Raw genomic sequence first — 21,103 nt, forward strand, 5'->3', positions numbered from 1 at the left:
TGGCTTTTCCACTGAATGCGGTGGCTGTCACTTCATGACCAGAGCAATGACTTCCACCAGGTTGAGTTGGGTAAAAGGCTTGGACAGGCGCGGCAGTCTGGCCGCGAAGCCTTCCAGTCGCTCGGCGTAACCGGTGGCGAGGATGATCGGCAGGTGTGGCTTCAAGGTCCGGATCGCCTGCGCCAGTTGCGCGCCACTCATTCTGGGCATGACCATGTCCGTAATCACCAGGTCAATGTCATGTCCGTTGTCGAACAGCTCCAGTGCCTGGGCACCGGACGCGGCACTGATCACCCGATGGCCAAGGTCCTCAAGCAACAAACTGGTACTGGTCAACACCAGGCTGTCATCGTCAACGACCAACACACACAAACTGGGCACCCGCGACGCAGCGGTCTGCTCGGTAGCGGGTTCGGTGGTTGAGCCTGCGACTGCGACGGGCAGCCAGAGTTCGGCAGTGGTGCCGGCATCCTGCTGGCTTTTCAGGATGAAGCGCCCGCCCAGTTGTTCGGTAAACCCATGAACCATCGACAGTCCCAGGCCTGTGCCTTTGCCGACGCCTTTAGTGGTGAAGAACGGGTCCATGGCCAACGCCAGGGTAGCGTCATCCATACCCTCCCCCGTGTCCGTGACACTCAGGCAGACGTAACGACCGGCCGCAAGGGATAACTTCGTCTGATCGCAGACCTCCTCCATCCGGGCACTGATGAGAAGTTTTCCACCGTCGGGCATTGCATCGCGGGCGTTGGTCGCCAGGTTCAGTACCGCCAGTTCGAGCTGATTGACGTCGGCCATCACGGGTTCGAGTTCGGGCGCAAAGCGGGTTTCTATGCTCACCGAAGGCCCTAGGGAGCTGCGCAGCAACCCGGTAATTCCCTGCACCAGCGTCGGTATCTCGACCGGTTCGGTCTTGAGCTCCTGGCGCCGGGCAAACGCCAGCATGCGCTGGGTCAGGGAAACGCCACGCAAGGCACCCTGGGTCGCGTTGTCGAGCAGGCGGGTAATTCTCGGATCGTCCGCTGCGCGTTTGCGCACGATTTCCAGATTGCCGAGAATAACGGTCAGCAAATTATTGAAATCGTGGGCAATGCCCCCGGTGAGTTGGCCGATGGCCTGCATTTTCTGCGCCTGAAACAACGCTTCGCGGGTTTGTTCAAGCGCCTGCTGGGCTTGTGTCACCTCGGTGATGTCCCGGGTGATCTTGGCAAATCCCAGCAATGTACCGGTGTCGCCCCAGATCGGATCGACCACGACATGCGCGAAAAAGCGCGTACCGTCCTTGCGAACGCGCCAGGCCTTGTTTTCGAATCGGCCCTCGCGAGTCGCAATGTCCAGCGTCCGCTGCGGTTCGCCGGCTTCACGGTCTTCAGGCGTGTAGAAAATCGAAAAATGTTGACCGATGACTTCTTCTGGCCGGTAACCCTTGATGCGCTGCGCCCCCGGATTCCAGTTGGTCAGGCGTCCATCGGGGGCGAGCATGTAGATGGCATAGTCCGTAACGCTTTGAACCAGCAGCCGGAACTGCTGCTCGCTTTGCTTGAGGGTTTCCTCGGCCATCTTGCGATCGGTCAAATCCCGGGTGATCTTGGCAAAACCCAGCAACTTGCCCGCCGGATCGAAAATGGGATCGATCACGACGTGGGACCAGAAATGCGTGCCGTCCTTGCGAACCCGCCAGCCTTCGCCCTCGAAACGCCCTTCGTTAATGGCGGTATCAAGGGCGCGCTGAGGCAAGCCGGCCTTGCGATCTTCCGGGGTATAAAAACGCGAGAAGTGCTGGCCGAGAATCTCCGCTTCTTCATACCCTTTGAATCGCTTGGCGCCAGCGTTCCAGCTGGTAATGATGCCATCGGGGTCAATCATGTAGATCGCGTAATCGACCACCGCATCTATCAGCAGCCGAAAGCGCATCTCTTCAATGGCATTCTTGGTCCGGTCATCGTTCATGGAACCCTGCCCTTATTGTTGTTCTTCTGGAGTATGCGACAAACCGCTCATTGGGAAATTCAAAAAATGGATGCGCGGCGAAGCGCCCCGGTCTCAGCCTCGTGGTACTTCGCCGCCGAATGGGTGTGAATTATTATCAATGCAGGTTTTTGGAGATATAGGCGTACAAATCGTTGTAGACGAAGTTCGGCACATACTTGGCGTGAGTCCGGGCCTTGTGCAACGTCATATGGCACTCTTTGATCATTTGCTCCCGGTCGTTCACCGCGATGACGTTATTAATAATGCTGGCATAGACGCTGTAGGCAAAAACTGTCTTGGATGTCGCAACGGTGACAGAGCCGTCGTCAGCTAGTGTGTAGGTGCTTTGAGCGCGCAAGACACGCTCTTTCAACGCGCCGAATCCGCGCTCGTACAAGGTGATTTGCGAGCCGCTGATCGCCTTTGCAGCCGTCTCGAAGGCCCCGAGTATCGCTTGTGCATTACCCATGCTGGCATTCAGATCGGGTACCGTCAGGAACCTTTCCATTTCCTTTTGAGTCAGGCTTTTCAACGCTCTCTTGATGCTGGACAGGTGTGCAAATACTTGAGCGCAACCCACGATGTGGGTCTCGAACTGATATCCGAGGGCGGTTGCCGACGGTGGAAAGGCAGCAAACTTGATACTGTCGAATGCACACTCCATGATGATGTTGTACTTGAGCTTGAAGGCTTCGGTGAAGATCTTTTCGCTGACCTCTCGGACAAATCCCTCGGTATGTTCATACGCATATAAAACACCTTGTTTGATCATTTCTGCGTATTCAGGGTGTTTTTTTCGGTATTCGGGCAGGTACAGACGAACGTAGTTGTCATAGCGTTTGGTGGGTAGAAGAGTGTTTTCCAGTAGGTAGGTTTTACCTGATCCTTGCAGCCCGGCAACGACCAGCATTTTTGGGATGGCCTCGGCGGTGATACCGCAAAATAGCTTCTTTTTTATTTCCTCGAACGCCGCGGTGACATCCTGAGTGGTGTGCGGGTATTTCGGTGCTACTGACATACCTTGATTTCCTTATCAAAGATTCGCTTGAAAGTGATTGCCTGCCCTTTGAATAAAGCGGTGTTTCGTTGTTTGTTCAAATGAGCGTGTCTTTCAAGATATGTCACTGTTTTACAAGGTAAAAACTCCTACAAACCAGAAGGAAATTGCGTCAGCTCAACGGACCACCAACGCGGCAGCAATTGCTTGACCTTACTCTCCCCAAACCGGTCGTCGATCAGCATCACCACCCCTTGATCCTCCCGTGTACGGATCACCCGCCCCGCCGCCTGCACCACTTTCTGCACACCTGGAAACAGGTAGGTGTAGTCGTAACCGGCACCGAAAATCGCCGCCATGCGCTGTTTCAGCTGTTCGTTGACCGGATTGAGTTGCGCCAGCCCCAGGGTGGCAATGAAGGCGCCAATCAAGCGTGCGCCGGGCAAATCGATACCTTCGCCGAAAGCGCCACCCAACACCGCAAAACCGATGCCTTGGCTGTCGGCGGTGAATTGATCGAGAAAGTCCTGACGCTGCGCTTCTCCCATCCCACGGGACTGCGACCACAGCGTGATGTGCGGATAGCGCTCGGCCAGCAACTGCGCCACTTGTTGCAAATAATCAAAGCTGCTGAAAAACGCCAGGTAGTTGCCGGGGCGTTGGCTGAACTGTTTGGCCATCAGCTCGACGATGGGCGCAAGGGAGGCCTGACGGTGGACGAACCGCGTGGATATCTGGCTGACGATATGCACTTGCAGCTGAGCGGCGTGAAATGGCGATTCCACATCAATCCATACCGTGTTCGCCGGGGTCCCCAGCAAGTCGGCGTAGTAATGCCGGGGGCTCAGGGTCGCGGAAAACAGCACCGTACTGCGTGCCGCGGTCAGGCGTGGGCGGATGAAACCGGCGGGCACCAAATTGCGCAGGCACAGCTGCGACAGGTTGCGCTTGCGCTCGAGGTCGCGTTTGCTGATGTCGAACAGAAAATGCTCATCGAACAGTTCAGCCACGCGGCCGAATTGCAGCATGTCGAAGTAAAAGTTCTGCAAGCCGCTGTCCAGCCCCTGGGGGTGATCATTCAGGTAATCGCCGATGCTCCCACAGCACGAAGACAGCGCCTGAAACAGTTTTTCCGGGGCTTTGTCATAGGCCTGATACGGAGCGAATTGCTGATCATGCAGGGCATTCCATTCACGGTTGACCCGCTGCAAGGATTTCTTCAGCGCCTCGGGCGCGGTTTTTCGCACGCCGTTCAAGGTCGCCTGATCGAGGCTGGCGCTGTACATCTGCCGGCCGCGCTCCACCAGGTTGTGGGCCTCATCCACCAGCACCGCGACGTTCCAGTTATTGGCCTGGGCCAGCCCGAACAACAACGCGCTGAAGTCGAAATAGTAGTTGTAGTCAGCGACCACCACGTCCGCCCAGCGGGCCATTTCCTGGCTCAGGTAGTAGGGGCAAACCTCATGCTGCAGGGCCACCTCGCGCAAGGCACTCTGGTTCAACAGGCTCAATTGACTGGCGGCCTGACGCGCGTCCGGCAGACGATCATAAAAACCCTGGGCCAACGGGCAGGATTCGCCATGACAGGCCTTGTCCGGGTGCTCGCAAGCCTTGTCCCGGGCGATCATTTCGAGGACTCGCAACGGCTGCGCATCGGCGCTGTCGAGGATGACCTGAGCCGCGTCCAGCGCCAATTTGCGCCCCGGGGTTTTCGCCGTGAGGAAAAACACCTTGTCCAATTGCTGCGGCGCCAGGGCCTTGAGCATCGGGAACAGCGTGCCAATCGTCTTGCCGATACCGGTCGGCGCCTGGGCCATCAGGCAGCGGCCGGTGCTGACCGCCTTGAACACCGATTCGGCCAGATGCCGTTGGCCGGGGCGAAAATCGGCATGGGGAAAGCCCAGCTGTCGAGCCGCCAGATTGCGCGCTTCGCGATGGGCCATTTCCTGCTCGGCCCAGTGCAGGAACAACCCGCAGTGGTGCTCGAAGAACAGCTGCAAGTCGGCGGCGCTGAAGGTCTCGACCAGACGGGTTTCCTTCTCGCTGATGATGTCGAAGTACACCAGGGCCAGGTCGATCTGCGCCAAATCCAGTTTCTGACACATCAACCAGCCATAGACTTTCGCCTGCGCCCAGTGCAGTTGCCGGTGATTGGCCGGTTGCTTGCTCAGGTCGCCCCGGTAGGTTTTGATTTCTTCGAGGCAGTTTTGCCCCGGATCGTAGCCGTCCGCCCGGCCTTTCACGCTCAAGGTTCGATACTGGCCCTCAAGTGCGACCTCGTTCTGGTAACCCTCGCTGCGTCGTGACGCCACGGTGCGATGGCCGACAATGCCTTCCAGCGCGGTTGGCGACGGGGTGAAACGCAGGTCGAGGTCGCCGACCTTGGCGGTGAATTCACACAACGCCCGCACCGCGATGCTGTAGCTCAAGCGCCCTGCTCCACCCATTGCACGTAGCAAACGGCAATGGGCATCTGGTGCTCGTGACAGAACTCCAGCCAGCGCAATTGGTTGTCCTGCAGGCGATCGCCGGGGCCTTTGACTTCGATCATTCGGTAGGTTTTGTGTTGCGGCCAGAACTGGATCAAGTCCGGCATGCCGGCGCGGTTGGCCTTGATGTCGAGCAGCAGTCGATTGAACCAGTGCTTGAGGTGTTCGGCGGGCAGACAGTCGAGCGCCTGCTCCAGCAGTTCCTCACTCAGCGCGCCCCAGAATACGAACGGCGACTGCACGCCCCACTTGGCGGTGTAACGCTCACGGATGGTCTGGGCGTAACGCCCGTCATCGAGTTCGGCGAGGCAGGCCTGGAACAGATCCGCGCGTCGCGCATGAAAGTCTTCGTTGTGCAGGTCCACCGGCCCGCGCTGGAATGGGTGAAAAAACGCCCCCGGCAACGGGGCGAAGATCGCCGGCCAGCACAGCAACCCGAACAGCGAGTTGATCAGGCTGTTCTCGACGTAATGCACCGGTGCCGACTCGTCCGCCAGATGCGCCTGAACGTAATACTCCACCGATAACGCCGGGTCGTGCCTGGGCAATTGCAGGTCCAGACGCTGCATGGCCCGAGGGGCTGGCCGCTTGATCGGCGGCCCGCCCAGTTTGCGCCGCAGCCTGGGTAGCACACGCAATAAATGCTGATGTTCGGTGGCGCTTTCCGGGGTTTGCTCGGCATGGCTCGCCAAATCCATGGCCAGTTGAAATTCACCACAGCGCTCCAGCACGCGAATCAGCCGCAGGCGTGCGCCGGGGTAGGCGCAATCGCGGTAGAGGCCTAGGGCGGTGGAAAAATCCGCCATGCGTTCGCAGTGCTGAGCGATCTGGAACAGCAGCTTGGCCCGACGTCTTTGCAGCCAGGGATTGGCGAGTTCCAGCCCATTGATCTGTTCGACAACCGTCGCCACCTCTTCACCCGCCTCGAAACGCTGTTGACATCTGTGCAGGAACAGGCAGGCGTCGACGTCGTCGCGACTGCGCAAACCTCGGGATTCGGCACAGAACTCGACTTTTTCGTAGGTGTAGATGCCCAGGTCAGCCAGAACGAACTCCGACCAGTCCTGGTAAAGATTGCCGAAGAACATCAGGCGCAACCGATCGCACAGGCCCATGACGGTCAGGCTGAACAGCCGGTCTTCCAGTGCCGGGCACCACTGGGCAAAACTTTGCTCTTCAGGAAACTGCTCGCTCAGGGCCGGCAACCAATCGCTCTTTTTGCCTTTCGGTTGATCGATGGCGTCGCCAAAACACTGGAGAATCTCGGCCTTGAGCAGCACCTCGAATACCTCCTCGACAGGCAGCGGCAACTGCTCGTCGATCCAGCCCAGGGCCAGGAGCGGGGCCGCGGCACTGGCGATGTCGCCGATTTCGACGTAACTCAGTTTGCCGGACCTGAAATGCACGCCCTTGCGCATCACCAATCTGACCAACAAAGCCTGGGACTCGCGGGGCAGGCGATTGAAGTCGCGGATGAAGTCCTGCTCTTCGATGCTGAGTACATCGGCATAACGATGCTCAAGCCAATCAAGCACTTGCATGAAGTTGTTCAAGTAATAGAACGGATCATCGAGCGGATTTACAATCACGGGCAATCGGGCCATGGCAAGCGAATACTGGTTATGCGTACAGATACCAGCTATGCCCCACCCGGTGCAAACGGAAAAGGATAAGTGGCGACGCTATCGGGCAATTTTCGGGTGACCATCGAACTTTCTGCAATTCCATCGCACAAACCGCGTTAGAAGCGCAGTGAGGATTGATCTCGAATGAGGCGTTCGCGCTGTTTTTATTGAGTGATGGAGGTGTGTATGAATATCAAGACTCTGGGTTTGCCCCTGATGGTAGCGGCCCTTCTGGCCCTGACCGGATGCTCGACGCCAACGGTCGTGACCCTGCAGAACGGTACCCAGTATTTGACCAAGGACATGCCGAACACCAAGGGCAAGGATGGCTTCTTCGAGTTCGAAGATATTTCCGGGGCGAAAGTGAAAGTCCGCGCCGATGACGTGGCCACGATTCGCAAGGAGGACTGATCCCCTGCGTTCGGCCGTAGCAGCCTCGCAAGCTCGACAGCTGCTACACAAGGAGTGCGTCGCAGGCTTTAAAGCGCTTGCGCAATCGCCTTGCCGACCTCCTGAGTCGAGCCCTGTCCGCCCAGATCCGGGGTGATTGGCCCTTCTGCAATCACCCGTTCAATCGCCCGCAGAATCCCGTCGTGTGCGGCGCGATAGCGCTCATCGCCATTGCCCAGAAAATCCAGCATCAACGCACCAGACCAGATCATCGCGATCGGGTTGGCGATGTTGCGCCCGTAGATGTCCGGGGCCGAGCCGTGCACCGGTTCGAACAACGACGGAAAACGCCGCTCGGGATCGAGGTTGGCTGATGGCGCAATGCCGATGGTGCCGGCGCAGGCAGGTCCCAGGTCGGACAGGATGTCGCCGAACAGGTTCGACGCCACCACCACGTCGAACCGGTCCGGTTGCAGTACAAAACGCGCACACAGGATGTCGATGTGCTGTTTGTCCCAAGTGATGTCCGGGTACTGCGCGGCCATCAATGCCGTGCGTTCATCCCAGTACGGCATGCTGATGGAAATCCCGTTGGACTTGGTCGCCGCCGTCAGGCGTTTGCGCGGTCGGGTCTGGGCCAGATCGAAGGCGAACTTGAGAATCCGGTCTACGCCGCGCCGGGTGAACACCGACTCTTGCAGCACGAACTCATGTTCGGTGCCTTCGAACATCTTGCCGCCGACCGAGGAATACTCGCCCTCGGTGTTCTCGCGAATCACCACGAAATCGATGTCCCCCGGTTTGCGCCCGGCCAGCGGGCACGGCACGCCGGGAAACAGGCGCACCGGCCGAATGTTCACGTATTGGTCGAAGTCGCGACGAAACTTCAGCAGCGAGCCCCACAAGGAAATGTGGTCCGGCACCTTGTCTGGCCAGCCGACGGCGCCAAAGTAGATCGCATCGAACCCCTTGAGCTGGTCGAACCAATCGTCGGGCATCATTTGCCCGTGTTCCAGGTAGTAATCGCAGTGAGCCCAGTCGAGCACTTCGATGCTCAGCTCCAACTGCCACTTCTTCGCGGCTTGCTCCAGTACCCGCAACCCTTCCGGCAGGACTTCCTTGCCGATGCCATCGCCAGCAATCGCGGCGATTCTGAATGCCTTACTCATCAATCGTGCCCCCGTGTCTGTGAATTACAGCCCGCCAATATGAAAGGCTTTGACTTCAAGGTATTCATCCAGGCCGTACTTGCTGCCTTCACGGCCCAGGCCTGATTGCTTGATGCCGCCGAACGGCGCGACTTCCATGGAGATGATCCCGGTGTTGAGGCCGACCATGCCGAACTCCAGCGCCTCGCCGAACCGCCAGGAACGGCGTAAATCCTGAGTGAAATAGTAGGCCCCCAGACCAAAAGGCGTGGCATTGGCCAACGCAAGCGCTTCGGCCTCAGAGGTAAACCGCATCAACGGCGCCACCGGGCCGAAGGTTTCTTCGTTGGCCAGCAACATGCCGGCGTGGGTGTCGCCAAGGACGGTCGGCTGAACGAACTGGTTGTCGCCTTCAGGAATGCCGCCGCAGAGCAAACGCGCGCCCTGGCTCAGGGCATCGTCGATATGCCGGGCGACCTTGCTCACCGCCGCCGGGTTGATCAGCGGGCCAATGGTCACGTCGGCGTCCAGGCCATTGCCGACCTTGAGTTTGCCCACCTCCTCCACCAGTCGCTGGGCGAAACGTTCGTAGATGCCATCCTGCACCAGAATGCGGTTGGCACAGACGCAGGTCTGCCCGGCGTTGCGAAATTTGCTGAGCATGATCCCGGTTACCGCCTGCTCCAGGTCGGCGTCGTCGAACACAATGAACGGCGCGTTGCCGCCCAGTTCCAGGCTCAAGCGCTTGATGTGCTCAGCGCTCTGACGCATCAGCAGCCGACCGACCGCAGTGGAGCCGGTGAAGGAGATCTTGCGCACCGTCGGATTGCCGGTCAGTTCTTCGCCGATGCCGGCGGGCATCCCGGTCAGCACGTTGAACACCCCGGCCGGAATGCCGACGCGTTCGGCGAGTACTGCCAGGGCCAGGGCCGACAGCGGGGTCAAGTCCGAGGGTTTGACGATGATCGGGCACCCGGCGGCCAGGGCCGGCGCGCACTTGCGGGTGATCATCGCGTTGGGGAAATTCCATGGGGTGATCGCGGCACACACGCCGACCGGTTGCTTGAGGGTCAACAGGCGGCGGTCGCCGCTGGGGGCCGGCATGGTTTCGCCATAAACCCGGCGGGCCTCTTCGGCGAACCATTTGACGAACCCGGCACCGTAGCGGATTTCACCCTTGGCTTCGTTCAGAGGTTTGCCCTGCTCGCAGGTCATGATCAAGGCGAGGTCGTCGAGGTTATCGATCATCGCCTGATACCAGCGCTCCAGCAGCGCCGCCCGTTCTGCTGCCGGGCGTGTGCGCCACGCGGGCCAGGCCCGCTCGGCGGCTTCGATGGCGCGTCGGGTTTCTGCGCCCTGCATGGCCGGCACCCGGGCAAGCAACTGGCCGGTGGCCGGGTCGATGACGTCCAGGGTCGCGGCGTTATCGGCGCCGATCCACTGCCCGTCCACATAAGCGAGTTCTGCCAGAAGGCTGGGGTCTTTCAAACGATTCTTGAGCATGGTCGAGTCCTGATCCGAGACATTTCCAGTCTAGGGAGGTGCCACGGATAAGGATGCTGAAAGCGTTTGATGGGCAGTGTTGGATGCTGAAATTCGCGGTGGGACGGCAGGCTCTACCGAGGGCCCAATGATCGTTCCCACGCTCTGCGTGGAAATGCCTCAATGGCCGCTCTGCGTCCGCTTCGAAAGGGACGCGGTGCGTCCCGGGCTGCATTCCCACGCAGAGCGTGGGAACGATCTTTCACAGCTTCAGAGAACCGAGCAGGCCATCCAAAAACCGCTCCCCAGCCTGCATCTGGCTGATCTCGATGAACTCGTCCGGCTTGTGCGCCTGTTCGATCGAGCCCGGGCCGCAGACCACCACCGGTACATCCAGACGCTGCTTGAACAGCCCGCCCTCGGTGCCGAACGAGACTTTGGCGGTGCCGGTGTCCGGGGCGGCGAAGTTTTTCAGGAAGCGCACCGCTTCAACGCTCGGGTGGGTATCGAGGCCCGGATAGACGTTGAGGGTTTCGATCTCGATGTCTGCCACGCTGGACAGCTTTTTCGCCTCGCGCACGATCACTTCGGCACGCTCGCGCATCTGCTCCAGGAACTGATCCAGATCGTCCGCCGGCAAGTTACGTACCTCGAAATCCAGGGTGCACAGGTTCGGCACGATGTTCAGCGCCTTGCCGCCGACAATCTGCCCGACGTGCACGGTGCTGTAAGGCACGTCGTAATCGGCATCCTGTGCGCCCTGCTCTTGCAGTTGCTGCTGGCTCTGACGCAGAGCCGCGATGAAATCGCAGGCCACGTGAATTGCATTGACCGAACGCGGCGCCAACGAGGAATGCGCTTCCAGGCCACGGCAGTAAGTGCGGTAAGACCCCTTGCCCTTGTGCCCCAGCACGAACTGCATGTTGGTCGGCTCACCAATCAGGCACAAAAACGGCCGCACTGGCGCCAGGTGCAGCACGTCGAGTAAACGTCGTACACCGACGCAGCCGGTTTCTTCGTCATGGGACAAGGCGATTTGCAGCGGTCGGCTCAACGAATGGTCGGCGGCATCGAGCATGGCGTCGATGGCCAACGCAATAAACCCCTTCATGTCGCAACTGCCCCGGCCGTAAATCCGCCCGTCCTGAATCGTTGCCTGAAACGCCGGCAAGGTCCAGACCTGGCCTGCCGCCGGCACTACGTCGGTGTGGCCGGACAACAGAATGCCTGGTAACTCTTTAGGGCCGGTGCTGGCGAACAGGTTGGCCTTTTTACCCGTTTCGTCCTTGACGATCAGTGACTCGATGCCCTTGGTCAGCAGCAAGTCGCGTACGTACTCGATCAGGGCCATGTTCGACTCCGAAGACACGGTGTCGAAGGCCATCAAGCGTTTGAGAATATCCAGTACGCGGGGTTTCATGAGGCTCTGCTCCTTTGCTCAGTTGTCCGTTGTTCGGCTGAAGGGGCGAACCGGCGGATGGAGAACGGTTCAATCGAAGTGCTGGTGCTGCCGGTGCTGATCAATTCAGCCATGACGTCGCCGACACCGGGACCGAGCTGGAAGCCATGACCGCAGAAGCCGAACGCATAGTACAAGCCGTCAACGTTGCCGCTCGGTCCCATCACCGGCAGGGAATCCGGCAGATAGCCTTCGATGCCGCTCCACACGCGGATGATGTTCAGGTTGCCGACACCCGGCAGCAGGCGACGCATCTGGTCCATCTGATTGAGAATGCTGCGCGGCTCGACATAGGCGCGGCGGTTGAGCATGTCCGGTTTGCTGCGGTAACCGCCACCGATGATGATGTTGCCGCGCGGGATCTGGCGGAAGTAGATCACTTCTTCGGGGATCTTGGTGTACACGCCGATCACTGTCGGCAAGGCGTACGGCACCGGTTCGGTCACGGCCATTTGTGGGCCGTTGGTATCCAGCGGCACCGGTTCGCCGAACTGCGCCGAGAGTTTCTGGCCCCAGGCGCCGGCGGTGATCAGCAAGCGCTCGGCGCCGAACTGGCGACCGTCGGTGGTGGTCACCGTGAACTCGCCGGCAATTTTCTGCACTTCAGCGACTTCAGTCTGTTCCTCGATCCGCGCCCCGAGGCGGCGGGCAGCCCGGGCAAATGCCGGGGCTGCCAGACGCGGGTTGGCGTGGCCATCGTGGGGCGCGTAAGAACCGCCCTTCACGTCCGGCCCGAGGAACGGAAAGCGCTGGTGCAGCTCGGCGCCACGATAGATTTTCAAATCCAGCTGCGCCGCCTCGGGCGCTGCCGCATAGGCTTCCAGTTCAGGGATTTCATCCTCGCGGTAACACACGCGCATGTGCCCGCTGGCGATGAATTCGAGGTCGTCGTCGATCAGCTCAGGCAAGCGTTTCCACAGCGCCCAGGAACGGTTGGCCAACTCCAGTTGACCGAGGAAGCGTCCCTGACGCCGGACGTTGCCGAAATTGACGCCGCTGGCGTACTGACCAATCTGGTCGCGCTCCAGCAGAATCACCGACTGCCCGCGCTGGCGCAGGAAAAACGCCGCCGCCGAGCCCATCAGGCCGCCGCCGACAATCACCACATCGGCTTTGTGTAGCGTCATGGCGACACCTCCTCGGTGAGCATCGAAAGGGGTTTGACCGGCGCCTGTCCACGCTGCCGGCCGACCTGTTGCACACTGACGCCCGCCGCCGCGGCAATCACTTCGGCCCCGGCCTGGGAGCAATAACGCCCCTGGCAGCGGCCCATGCCGACCCGGCTGAAGGCCTTGGCCCGATTGACTTCACAGGCACCCTTCTCACTGACGGTGCGGCGCAACTCGCCGGCGCTGATCATCTCGCAGCGACAGACGATGGCTGAGTCCGGCAAGGCTTTGGCTTGCGCCGCCGGCCAGGGAAACGCCTGGGCCAGGCCGAGGCGAAACTCATCCATCACCGCCAGCGCGTGGCGTTGTTCGTCACGCAAACCGGCGTTCACCGGTTGCTGCAGATCTTCCAGCAACGCCATCGCCACCAGGCGCCCGGCGTGCTCGGCGGCATCGGCGCCGCGAATCTTCGAACCGTCCCCGGCGGCATACACACCGTTGACCGAGGTGCGGCCCTCTTCATCGACGGCCAGCCACCACTGGCTGGACGCTTCGTCAAAACGCATGCGGCAACCGGCCAGATCGGCCAATTGGGTTTCCGGGCGCAAGTGATAACCCAACGCCACAGCATCACAATCCACCGTTAACGTCTCACCGCGAGCGGTACGCACCCGCACACCGCTGACGCCACTGGCCGCGTCGCCTTGCACCTGAAGCGGCGAAATCCCCAGATGCACCGGGATTTTCGCCCGATACAACTGCGCCAGTAACTTCATTCCGGTGAACAGCAATCCCGGACGCGCCATCAGCTTCGGCACTGCCGCGATACGCTTGCTGAGGGGCGAAGTGTCGAGCACCGCCGCCACATTCGCGCCTGCTTTGACGTATTGGCTGGCGACCAGATACAGCAACGGCCCGCTGCCCATGAACACCACGCGGTGGCCGATGGAAACCGCCTGGGACTTGAGCGCGATTTGCGCCCCGCCAAGGCTGTAGGTGCCTGCCAACTGCCAGCCTTCGATCGGCATCAAGCGGTCGGTGGCGCCAGTGCATAGGATCAGCGCGTCGTAATCCACTGTCGAGTGCTTGCCCTGGCTGACGCAGCACAATTGCCCCGGCGTCAGGTTCCACACCAGCGTGTCGGGGCGGTAGTCGATTTGCCCGCGCAATCGGTCGAAACTCTGGTGCAGATTCTTGGCCTTGGCCGCTTCGGTGCCATACAGGGTGGCGTAGTCCCGGGTAAAACCTTCGGGCTGGCGCCGGTAGATCTGCCCGCCATCCCGGCGATTCTCATCGATCAGGATCGGTTTCAAGCCAGCCGCCAGCAGCGTTTCGGCACAGCGGATGCCGGCCGGTCCGGCGCCGACAATAACCACTCGTTGAGCGCTCAGCCGTGCAGTGGCCATATTGCCTCCGGTTGTGTGGTGACGATGTCCAGCCCTTCGCGGACTTCGTTGGAACAGGCGCGCAGGCGCTCGCCGTTGCGGGTCCAGACCCAGCAATCCTGGCAAGCGCCCATCAGGCAGAAACCGGCGCGGCGGCCCGAGTCGAATTCCGATTGGCGCAGCGCCGAGCCCTGGGTCAGCAACGCGACCATTAATGTGTCGCCCTGCAACGCCTCAATGGGCGAACCGTCCACCGTCAGCTTGACGGTCGGCCGGCCCTGCTCGGCCATCCTCACAAAACGCCCTTTCATGCATAAGCTCCCAGGCTCATGGTGGATAACCCCTGCTGTGTTTTCAGCAACTCGGCACTGTCGTGATGACAAAGAATTTCGCTACCGCCGTCGATGATCCGTCGGTTCGGCGCGGTGCGATTGCACAGGCCGTCGACCCGCACCGGGCAGCGACTGAGAAAGGTGCACAGCTCTGGCACATTGGCCTTGGCGCCTATTGGGGGCAGCGTGCCGCAGGTAGTGCCGCAGTTTTCCAGCCAGCCCTGACGCAGTTCCGGCACCGAATGGATCAACAGGTCGGTGTAGGGATGGAACGGTGCCTGGGCAAACGCCTGCCGGCTGCCGGCCTGAACCTTGTGGCCGCTGTACATCACCACAATGTCGTCGCACAGCGCGCGTACCGTGGAAATGTCATGGCTGATGAACAGATATGACACGCCCAGTTGCTGACGCAGGTCGCGCAGCAGTTCGAGAATCGCCGCGCCGACCACGGTGTCCAGCGCCGAGGTCACCTCGTCGCAGAGGATCAGGTCCGGTTTGGCCGCCAGGGCACGGGCCAGGTTGACCCGCTGTTTTTGCCCGCCGGAGAGTTCATTCGGGCGACGTTCGGCCATGGCGCGCGGCAAACGCACCAGGTCCAGCAGTTCGCCGATGCGCTCGCGCAGCGCGGCGCCCTTGAGGCCGAAGTACATTTTCAGCGGACGGCTCAGGATGGTGCCGACGCTGTGCATCGGGTTGAGCGCGGTGTCGGCATTCTGGAACACCATCTGAATCCGGCGGAACTGCTCATCGGTGCGCTCGGACAGGCTGCCGCCCAGTGGCTGGCCATCGAAGGTCAGGCCGCCCAAGGCCGGCGTCAGCAACCCGGCCACCACCCTCGCCAGGGTCGACTTGCCGGAACCCGACTCACCGATCACGCCAATGGCCTGGCCCCGGCGCACGGTCAGGTCGATATCTTCCAGCACGCGAATCGACGGCATGCCTTGCAGGTTCTTGTTGCCGTAACCGGCGGTCAGCCCCTGGATGGTCAGCAGCGGTGTTTCTTCAGCGATGCCGCAAGGTGGGCGGATCGTCGTGTCCGGGCGGGCCGCCAGCAGCAGGCTGCGGGTGTATTCGTGGGCCGGGGCCTTGAGCAGCGGCGCGGTGGCGCTCTGCTCGAAAATCTGTCCGCCGTTGAGCACGACGATCTGATCGGCCATTTGCGCGACGACCGCCAAATCATGGGACACATAGACCGCCGTCGCCCCACGTTCGCGGACCACCCGCTTAAAGGCGCGCAGCACGTCGATCTGCGTCGTCACGTCGAGGGCGGTGGTCGGCTCGTCGAGCACCACCAGCAGCGGATCGCTGATCAGCGCCATGGCCGCCATCACCCGTTGCAACTGCCCGCCGGATACTTGGTGCGGGTAACGCTGGCCAATGTGATCGGGATCCGGCAGGGCCAGGTCACGGAACAACTCGATGGCCTTGGCTTCCAGCACGGCCCGGCTGCCCAGGCCATGAATCAATGCGCCCTCCACCACTTGATCGATCAGTTTTTTCGCCGGGTTGAACGCAGCGGCGGCGCTCTGGGCGATGTACGACACCTGATTGCCGCGCAGGCCTTGCAGTTCGCTTTCGCTCAACGCCAGCATGTCGTGTTCGCCGACTTGCACCACGCCGGACGCCAATCGACAACCGCGTCGGGCATAGCCGAGCAACGCCAGCGCTATGGTGGTCTTGCCGGAGCCGGACTCACCGATCAACGCCAGCACTTCACCTTTGGCCAGGGAGAAGCTCACGCCTTTGACGATCTCCACCTCGCCACGCTCGCCGCAAGCGACCACGCGCAGGTCTTCGACTCGAATCAAATCACTCATTTCAATGACCTCCCGTACGTCGACTACGCCGTGACGACAGTCGGTCGATGAACAGATTCACGCCAATGGTCAGGGTGCCGATGGCCAGCGCCGGAATCACGATGGCTGGCGCGCCCTGATTGAGGCCGCCGATGTTCTCGCGCACCAGGGAGCCCAGGTCGGCGTCCGGTGGCTGCACGCCGAGACCAAGGAAGCTCATGCCACTGAGCAGCAGCACGATGAAGCCGAAGCGCAGCCCCAGATCGGTCAGCACCGGGTTGAGCATGTTCGGCAGGATTTCCACGCAGGCGATGTACAACCGGCGCTCGCCACGGGTGCGGGCCACTTGCACGTATTCCAACGCTTCGATGTTCACCGCCATGCTGCGGGCGATGCGGAACGCGCCTGGGGTGAAACTCAAGACTGCGGTGCAGATCAGCAACAGCACCGAAGAGCCGAACGCCGAGACCATGATCAACGCCAGCATCTTGCTCGGGATGGATATAAAGGCATCCATCAAACGGCTGATCACTTCGTCCAGCCATTTCGGCGACACCACCGACAGCAGCGCACATCCGGTCCCCAGCGTGCTGGCCAACACCGCTGAAATCAGCGCCAGCCCCACGGTGAACCGCGCGCCGACGAGAATGCGGCTGAGCATGTCGCGGCCCAGGTAGTCGGTGCCCAACGGGTAAGCGGCGCTGAGGCTGTCGAACACATTGTCGGAGACCACTTCACCCACCGGGTGCGGCGCCAGCCAAGGGCCGAAGATGGCCACCAGCAGCCAGATCACACACATCGCCGCCCCGACCAGGCCGAGCCACGACGGCCCATGGGCGACCTTGCCCAATGCCAGCTCCGGTCCGGCAGGCGCTGATTTCGCCATGAGATCGTTCATTGGTTTCTCAGCCTCGGATTGGAAAGAATCGCGCACAGGTCGGCAATCAGCACCAACCCCAGGTACGCCGTACAAAACAGCATGGTGCAGGCCTGAACCAGCGCCATGTCGCGGTTGGTCACCGCATCGACCATCAGGCTGGCAATACCGGGGTAGTTGAAGATCGTCTCGACGATCACCACCCCGCCCAGCAGGTACGACAGGCTCAGGGCGATGGCATTGGCAATCGGCCCGATGGCGTTGGGCAAGGCATGGCGCAGGACAATCCGCACCGGGCTCACGCCCTTGAGCCGGGCCATTTCCACATAGGCGCTGTCGAGTTGATCGATCACCGCCGCCCGGGTCATGCGCGCCATCTGCGCGACGATCACGCAGCACAACGTCATCACCGGCAAGGCGTAGGTACGCAGAAATTGCAGCGGTGAGGTGATGTCGCTGGCATAGGACAACGCCGACAGCCAGCCCAGGTTCACCGCAAAAATCAGCACCGCCAGGGTCGCCACCAGAAACTCCGGCACGGCAACCAGGGCCAGGGTGATGAAGCTGAGGAAGCTGTCGATGCGCCCGCCCCGGCCCATGGCCGAGCCGATGCCGATGATCAGCGCCACCGGCACCGACACCAGCGCCGTGACGGCCGCCAGCATCAGTGTGTTGGGCACCCGCCCGGCCATCAGCTCGCTGACCGGCAAGGCATTGGACACCGATTGCCCCATGTCGCCGCTCAGCAGGTTCATCAACCAATGCAGGTAACGCACCACACCGGGTTGATCCAGCCCCAGTTTCAGGCGCAAGGCCGCCACCTGTTCCGGCGTGGCGAATTGCCCGAGTGCCTGTTGCGCCGCGTCCCCCGGCAATACCGCCGTGATCGCAAACACGACCATGGACACGATCAACAAAGTCACGATCGCCGCGCCCAGGCGCCGGCCGATCAACCACAGTGTGTTGCTATTCATCGCCCTACCCTCATGCAATAGCCCCGCTGACACCCGTGTGCGGCCGATCAGGCATCGAGCCAGACCTGCTCGGCGAACATGTAGCCCATGAAGCCGCCGAGGGGGTTGCTGCCGTAGCCCTTGATACGCTGGTCGACACCGTCGATGTTGCTGATGAACACCGGCACGCCGATGCCGCTGTGTTCATGCACCAGGGCCTGCATGTCGGCGTACATCTTGCTGCGTTTGGCGTCGTCGGTTTCACCACGGGCGAGCATCAACAACTGGTCGAACTGATCGTTCTTCCAGCCCGATTCGTTCCAGGGCGCGCTGGACTGGAAGAACTGCGAGAACATCACGTCGGCGTTCGGCCGTGGGTTGATGTTGCCGAAGCTCAGTGGGTGCTTCATCCAGTGGTTGGACCAGTAGCCATCGCTGGGCAGGCGGTTGACGTCGAGTTTGAGCCCCGCCTGTTTCGCCGATTGTTGCAACAGCACGGCGATGTCCACCGAACCGGTCGCGGCAGGCGATGCCACCAGCGGCATGCTGATGCTTTCCATGCCGGCTTTCTTGAGCAGGAATTTGGCTTTTTCCGGGTCGTAGACCCGCTGTGGCAGGTCGGCGTTGTAGTAGCGCGAACCCGGGGAAATCGGATGGTCGTTACCGACCACGGCAAAGCCACGGAACACCGCGGATTTGACCTGTTCACGGTCCAGCAGGTACTTCATCGCCTGAGTGAATTCAGCGCTTTTACCCGGCATTTGGTCCTGACGGATGATCAAGTCGGTGTAGTTGCCCGACGGCGCATCGACGACCCGGTGTTTGGCACTGGCCTTGATCCGTGTGGTCGAGCGCGGGTTGACCTCGTTGATCATGTGCACGTCGCCCGACAGCAGCGCGTTGACCCGTGACGGCTCGTCGGCAATCGCGATGAATTCGATCTCGTCGAGGTACGGCAGGCCCGGTTTCCAGTAGCCGGTGTTGCGCGCGGCAATCGAGCGCACCCCCGGTTTGAATTCCTTGACCGTGAACGGCCCGGTGCCGATGCCCTGGTTGAAGTCGGTGGTGCCCTCGGGAACGATCAGCAAGTGCGACACGGCGAGGATCGACGGCAGCTCGGCGTTCGGCGCGCTGAGGCGGATCTGCACTTCGTGGGTGCCGGTGGCCTTGACCTCTTCGAACTGCGCCATCAGCGGCATGACCTTGGAACCGGTCAGCGGGTCCTTGTGGCGCGACAGCGAGAACACCACGTCGGCGGCGCTCAGGGTCTTGCCATTGTGGAAGGTCACATCCTTGCGCAGGGTGATGATCCACAGCGTCGCGTCGGTGTTATCGATGCGCTCGGCCAGTTCCAGTTGCGGCACCAGATGGCTGTCGAAACGGGTCAGGCCGTTATAGAACATGAAGTGGCGCACGTAGTCGGTAGACAACGCGCCCTTGGCCGGGTCCAGGGTGTCGGCGGTGGAGCTGGACATGCCGGCGACGCGAATCCGCCCGCCCGGTTTGCCTTTGCCCGGGGTCGCCGCTTCTTCGGCGAACAGTTTGCCGGCGGCGCCGAACAGGCTACCGGCACCCGCTGCGGCAACACCCGCCACGCCGAGCATCTGCAAGGCGTGACGGCGTGACATGCCACGATTGAGGCCTTCGAATACCCGCAGGCTGTCCTGGCCGGAAATCAGTTTCGAGTCGATCTTGTTGTCAGTCATATCAGTTGTACCTGTCGAAAAAATGAGGCTCGAGTGCTCGCGGTTAACCGGAGCGTCCTGGAAACGCAAACGACGGTGACGCCACAACATCAACTCAATGCAAATAGTCCTGGAGGCGGTAGTAAGCGCCAACGAACGGCAAGAACCACGGCTTGCCGAAATGCCCGGGAATTGCCGGCCAGTCGAGTTCGCGCCAGGGATTGGCCTCGACTTTGCCGGCCATCACCTCGGCCATCACCTGGCCCATGTGCACCGACATCTGCACCCCATGGCCGCTGTAGCCCATGGAGTGATAAACCCCGCCATGCTGACCGGCGCGAGGCAAACGGTCGGAGGTCATGTCCACCAGCCCGCCCCAGCAGTAATCGATTTTCACCTTGGCCAACTGCGGGAACATCTGCACCATCGCCGCTTGCAGCACCTTGCCGCTCTTGGCGTCGTTCACGCTGTCGGACATCGCAAACCGCGCACGGCCGCCGAACAGCAAGCGGTTGTCCGGGGTCAGGCGAAAGTAGTTACCGATCATGCGGCTGGTGACATAGGCACGCCGACCGGGCAGCAGTTGATCGATCAGCCACTGCGGCAGCACCTCAGTAGCGATCACGAAACTGCCGACCGGCACGATCCGCCGCCGATACCAACCCAGGCCACCGTGCTGACAAGCGCCGGTCGCCAGCAATACTTGCCCGGCGTGCAAAGAACCCTTGGCGGTGTTGACCCGATAACCGCCGGCCTGGGCCTTCCAGTCTGTCACCGACGTACCTTGATAGATCAGCGCGCCATGACGAGCAGCGGCCTCGGCCAAACCGACGCCGAAGCGTCCGACGTGCATCTGCACGCCGTTGCGCTGCAACAAGCCGCCATGGAACTGGGCCGAATTCACTTCGGCGCGGGTCTGTTCGGCGTTCAGCAACTCGACCTCGGCATCGACCTCCTTGCGAATCAATTCGCAGGTGCGCGCCAGGCCTTCGTAGTGCAACGGTTTGGCCGCCAGTTTGAGCTTGCCGTTGCGCTTGAGGTCGCAGGCGATCTGCTCCTGCTCCACCAGCGACACAACGCTCTGCACCGCGCTTTCATACGCTTGGTAATAAGCCCGCGCCTTGTCGGCACCGAGGCTGGCGCTCAGCCCGGCGTAGTCCTGGGCAACGCCGGTGTTGCATTGGCCGCCGTTGCGCCCGGAGGCTTCGCCGATCACCCTCCCGGCTTCCAGCACCACCACACTGGCGCCCTTGAGGGCCAGCGCGCGAGCCGCCGCCAGGCCGGTGAAACCGCCACCGACGATGGCCACGTCGACCTGCCCGGGCAAAGCACCGAGCTGAGCACCGGTAAACGCCGGTGCGGTGTCGAGCCAGTAGGATTCACTGCCCATATCCAACCCCTTATTCCG

Annotated in this window: 16 protein-coding genes; 1 reads left to right on the top strand and 15 read right to left on the bottom strand. The window is 61.3% G+C overall.

Features of this window, described 5'->3' with window-relative positions:
• Positions 1-27: 27 nt before the first annotated feature.
• The 4 genes from AC1D2Q_RS05440 to AC1D2Q_RS05455 form a co-directional block, all read right to left on the bottom strand.
• Positions 28-1,947 carry a hybrid sensor histidine kinase/response regulator gene (locus AC1D2Q_RS05440; protein ID WP_477812500.1) on the bottom strand — a complete coding sequence of 640 codons (1,920 nt, stop codon included), beginning with the start codon at positions 1,945-1,947 and terminating at the stop codon, positions 28-30.
• A gap of 136 nt (positions 1,948-2,083) precedes the next feature.
• Positions 2,084-2,986: a zeta toxin family protein gene (locus AC1D2Q_RS05445; protein ID WP_477812501.1), complete on the bottom strand. Its 903-nt coding sequence runs from the start codon at positions 2,984-2,986 to the stop codon at positions 2,084-2,086.
• Between the two features lie 128 nt (positions 2,987-3,114).
• Positions 3,115-5,394 (bottom strand): ATP-dependent DNA helicase, encoded by a 2,280-nt coding sequence (locus AC1D2Q_RS05450; protein WP_477812502.1) that lies wholly within the window; start codon positions 5,392-5,394, stop codon positions 3,115-3,117.
• Complete coding sequence (locus AC1D2Q_RS05455; RefSeq protein ID WP_477812503.1) at positions 5,391-7,058, bottom strand: VRR-NUC domain-containing protein; 1,668 nt, start codon at positions 7,056-7,058, stop codon at positions 5,391-5,393. Before AC1D2Q_RS05455 ends, AC1D2Q_RS05450 begins: the two co-directional genes overlap by 4 nt.
• 207 nt (positions 7,059-7,265) lie before the next feature.
• Between AC1D2Q_RS05455 and AC1D2Q_RS05460 the strand changes: the two genes are divergently transcribed.
• Complete coding sequence (locus AC1D2Q_RS05460) at positions 7,266-7,490, top strand: YgdI/YgdR family lipoprotein (protein ID WP_428631884.1); 225 nt, start codon at positions 7,266-7,268, stop codon at positions 7,488-7,490.
• A 68-nt stretch (positions 7,491-7,558) separates the two neighbouring features.
• On the opposite strand, the gene AC1D2Q_RS05465 is transcribed toward AC1D2Q_RS05460, so the two are convergent.
• The 11 genes from AC1D2Q_RS05465 to AC1D2Q_RS05515 form a co-directional block, all read right to left on the bottom strand.
• A complete protein-coding gene (locus AC1D2Q_RS05465; RefSeq protein WP_477812504.1) occupies positions 7,559-8,638 on the bottom strand; it encodes a tartrate dehydrogenase in 1,080 nt (359 codons plus the stop codon).
• A 24-nt stretch (positions 8,639-8,662) separates the two neighbouring features.
• Positions 8,663-10,120 carry an NAD-dependent succinate-semialdehyde dehydrogenase gene (locus tag AC1D2Q_RS05470; RefSeq protein ID WP_477812505.1) on the bottom strand — a complete coding sequence of 486 codons (1,458 nt, stop codon included), beginning with the start codon at positions 10,118-10,120 and terminating at the stop codon, positions 8,663-8,665.
• Positions 10,121-10,361: 241 nt separating this feature from the next.
• Positions 10,362-11,519 carry an acetylornithine deacetylase gene (gene argE / locus AC1D2Q_RS05475; protein ID WP_477812506.1) on the bottom strand — a complete coding sequence of 386 codons (1,158 nt, stop codon included), beginning with the start codon at positions 11,517-11,519 and terminating at the stop codon, positions 10,362-10,364.
• Positions 11,516-12,685 (bottom strand): NAD(P)/FAD-dependent oxidoreductase, encoded by a 1,170-nt coding sequence (locus tag AC1D2Q_RS05480; RefSeq protein ID WP_477812507.1) that lies wholly within the window; start codon positions 12,683-12,685, stop codon positions 11,516-11,518. The genes argE and AC1D2Q_RS05480 overlap by 4 nt, the downstream gene beginning before the upstream one ends.
• Entirely contained in the window at positions 12,682-14,073 is a 1,392-nt protein-coding gene (locus AC1D2Q_RS05485; RefSeq protein WP_477812508.1) for an FAD/NAD(P)-dependent oxidoreductase, read from the bottom strand. Before AC1D2Q_RS05485 ends, AC1D2Q_RS05480 begins: the two co-directional genes overlap by 4 nt.
• Positions 14,055-14,363, bottom strand: coding sequence for a (2Fe-2S)-binding protein (locus AC1D2Q_RS05490; protein ID WP_477812509.1), 309 nt, complete (start codon positions 14,361-14,363; stop codon positions 14,055-14,057). Before AC1D2Q_RS05490 ends, AC1D2Q_RS05485 begins: the two co-directional genes overlap by 19 nt.
• Positions 14,360-16,201 (bottom strand): ABC transporter ATP-binding protein, encoded by a 1,842-nt coding sequence (locus AC1D2Q_RS05495; RefSeq protein ID WP_477812510.1) that lies wholly within the window; start codon positions 16,199-16,201, stop codon positions 14,360-14,362. Before AC1D2Q_RS05495 ends, AC1D2Q_RS05490 begins: the two co-directional genes overlap by 4 nt.
• Before the next feature lies 1 nt (position 16,202).
• The gene (locus AC1D2Q_RS05500; protein WP_018925983.1) at positions 16,203-17,078 is read right to left on the bottom strand and encodes an ABC transporter permease; all 876 of its coding nucleotides are present in this window, start codon (positions 17,076-17,078) and stop codon (positions 16,203-16,205) included.
• On the bottom strand, positions 17,075-18,031 hold the full coding sequence (locus tag AC1D2Q_RS05505) for an ABC transporter permease (RefSeq protein WP_477812511.1): 957 nt from the start codon (positions 18,029-18,031) through the stop codon (positions 17,075-17,077). Before AC1D2Q_RS05505 ends, AC1D2Q_RS05500 begins: the two co-directional genes overlap by 4 nt.
• A 47-nt stretch (positions 18,032-18,078) precedes the next feature.
• Positions 18,079-19,716 carry an ABC transporter substrate-binding protein gene (locus tag AC1D2Q_RS05510; protein ID WP_477812512.1) on the bottom strand — a complete coding sequence of 546 codons (1,638 nt, stop codon included), beginning with the start codon at positions 19,714-19,716 and terminating at the stop codon, positions 18,079-18,081.
• A 94-nt stretch (positions 19,717-19,810) separates the two neighbouring features.
• The gene (locus tag AC1D2Q_RS05515) at positions 19,811-21,085 is read right to left on the bottom strand and encodes an NAD(P)/FAD-dependent oxidoreductase (protein ID WP_477812513.1); all 1,275 of its coding nucleotides are present in this window, start codon (positions 21,083-21,085) and stop codon (positions 19,811-19,813) included.
• Positions 21,086-21,103 lie beyond the last annotated feature (18 nt).

Source organism: Pseudomonas sp. P1_A1 (genome assembly GCF_056406935.1).

Bases quoted from the DNA above. Each gene is read 5' to 3' on its own strand.
- argE (WP_477812506.1), bottom strand. From the start codon at position 11,519: ATGAAACCCCGCGTACTGGATATTCTCAAACGCTTGATGGCCTTCGAC.
- AC1D2Q_RS05460 (WP_428631884.1), top strand. From the start codon at position 7,266: ATGAATATCAAGACTCTGGGTTTGCCCCTGATGGTAGCGGCCCTTCTG.
- AC1D2Q_RS05495 (WP_477812510.1), bottom strand. From the start codon at position 16,201: ATGAGTGATTTGATTCGAGTCGAAGACCTGCGCGTGGTCGCTTGCGGC.
- AC1D2Q_RS05500 (WP_018925983.1), bottom strand. From the start codon at position 17,078: ATGAACGATCTCATGGCGAAATCAGCGCCTGCCGGACCGGAGCTGGCA.
- AC1D2Q_RS05470 (WP_477812505.1), bottom strand. From the start codon at position 10,120: ATGCTCAAGAATCGTTTGAAAGACCCCAGCCTTCTGGCAGAACTCGCT.
- AC1D2Q_RS05465 (WP_477812504.1), bottom strand. From the start codon at position 8,638: ATGAGTAAGGCATTCAGAATCGCCGCGATTGCTGGCGATGGCATCGGC.
- AC1D2Q_RS05480 (WP_477812507.1), bottom strand. From the start codon at position 12,685: ATGACGCTACACAAAGCCGATGTGGTGATTGTCGGCGGCGGCCTGATG.
- AC1D2Q_RS05505 (WP_477812511.1), bottom strand. From the start codon at position 18,031: ATGAATAGCAACACACTGTGGTTGATCGGCCGGCGCCTGGGCGCGGCG.
- AC1D2Q_RS05490 (WP_477812509.1), bottom strand. From the start codon at position 14,363: ATGAAAGGGCGTTTTGTGAGGATGGCCGAGCAGGGCCGGCCGACCGTC.
- AC1D2Q_RS05445 (WP_477812501.1), bottom strand. From the start codon at position 2,986: ATGTCAGTAGCACCGAAATACCCGCACACCACTCAGGATGTCACCGCG.
- AC1D2Q_RS05440 (WP_477812500.1), bottom strand. From the start codon at position 1,947: ATGAACGATGACCGGACCAAGAATGCCATTGAAGAGATGCGCTTTCGG.
- AC1D2Q_RS05510 (WP_477812512.1), bottom strand. From the start codon at position 19,716: ATGACTGACAACAAGATCGACTCGAAACTGATTTCCGGCCAGGACAGC.
- AC1D2Q_RS05455 (WP_477812503.1), bottom strand. From the start codon at position 7,058: ATGGCCCGATTGCCCGTGATTGTAAATCCGCTCGATGATCCGTTCTAT.
- AC1D2Q_RS05485 (WP_477812508.1), bottom strand. From the start codon at position 14,073: ATGGCCACTGCACGGCTGAGCGCTCAACGAGTGGTTATTGTCGGCGCC.
- AC1D2Q_RS05515 (WP_477812513.1), bottom strand. From the start codon at position 21,085: ATGGGCAGTGAATCCTACTGGCTCGACACCGCACCGGCGTTTACCGGT.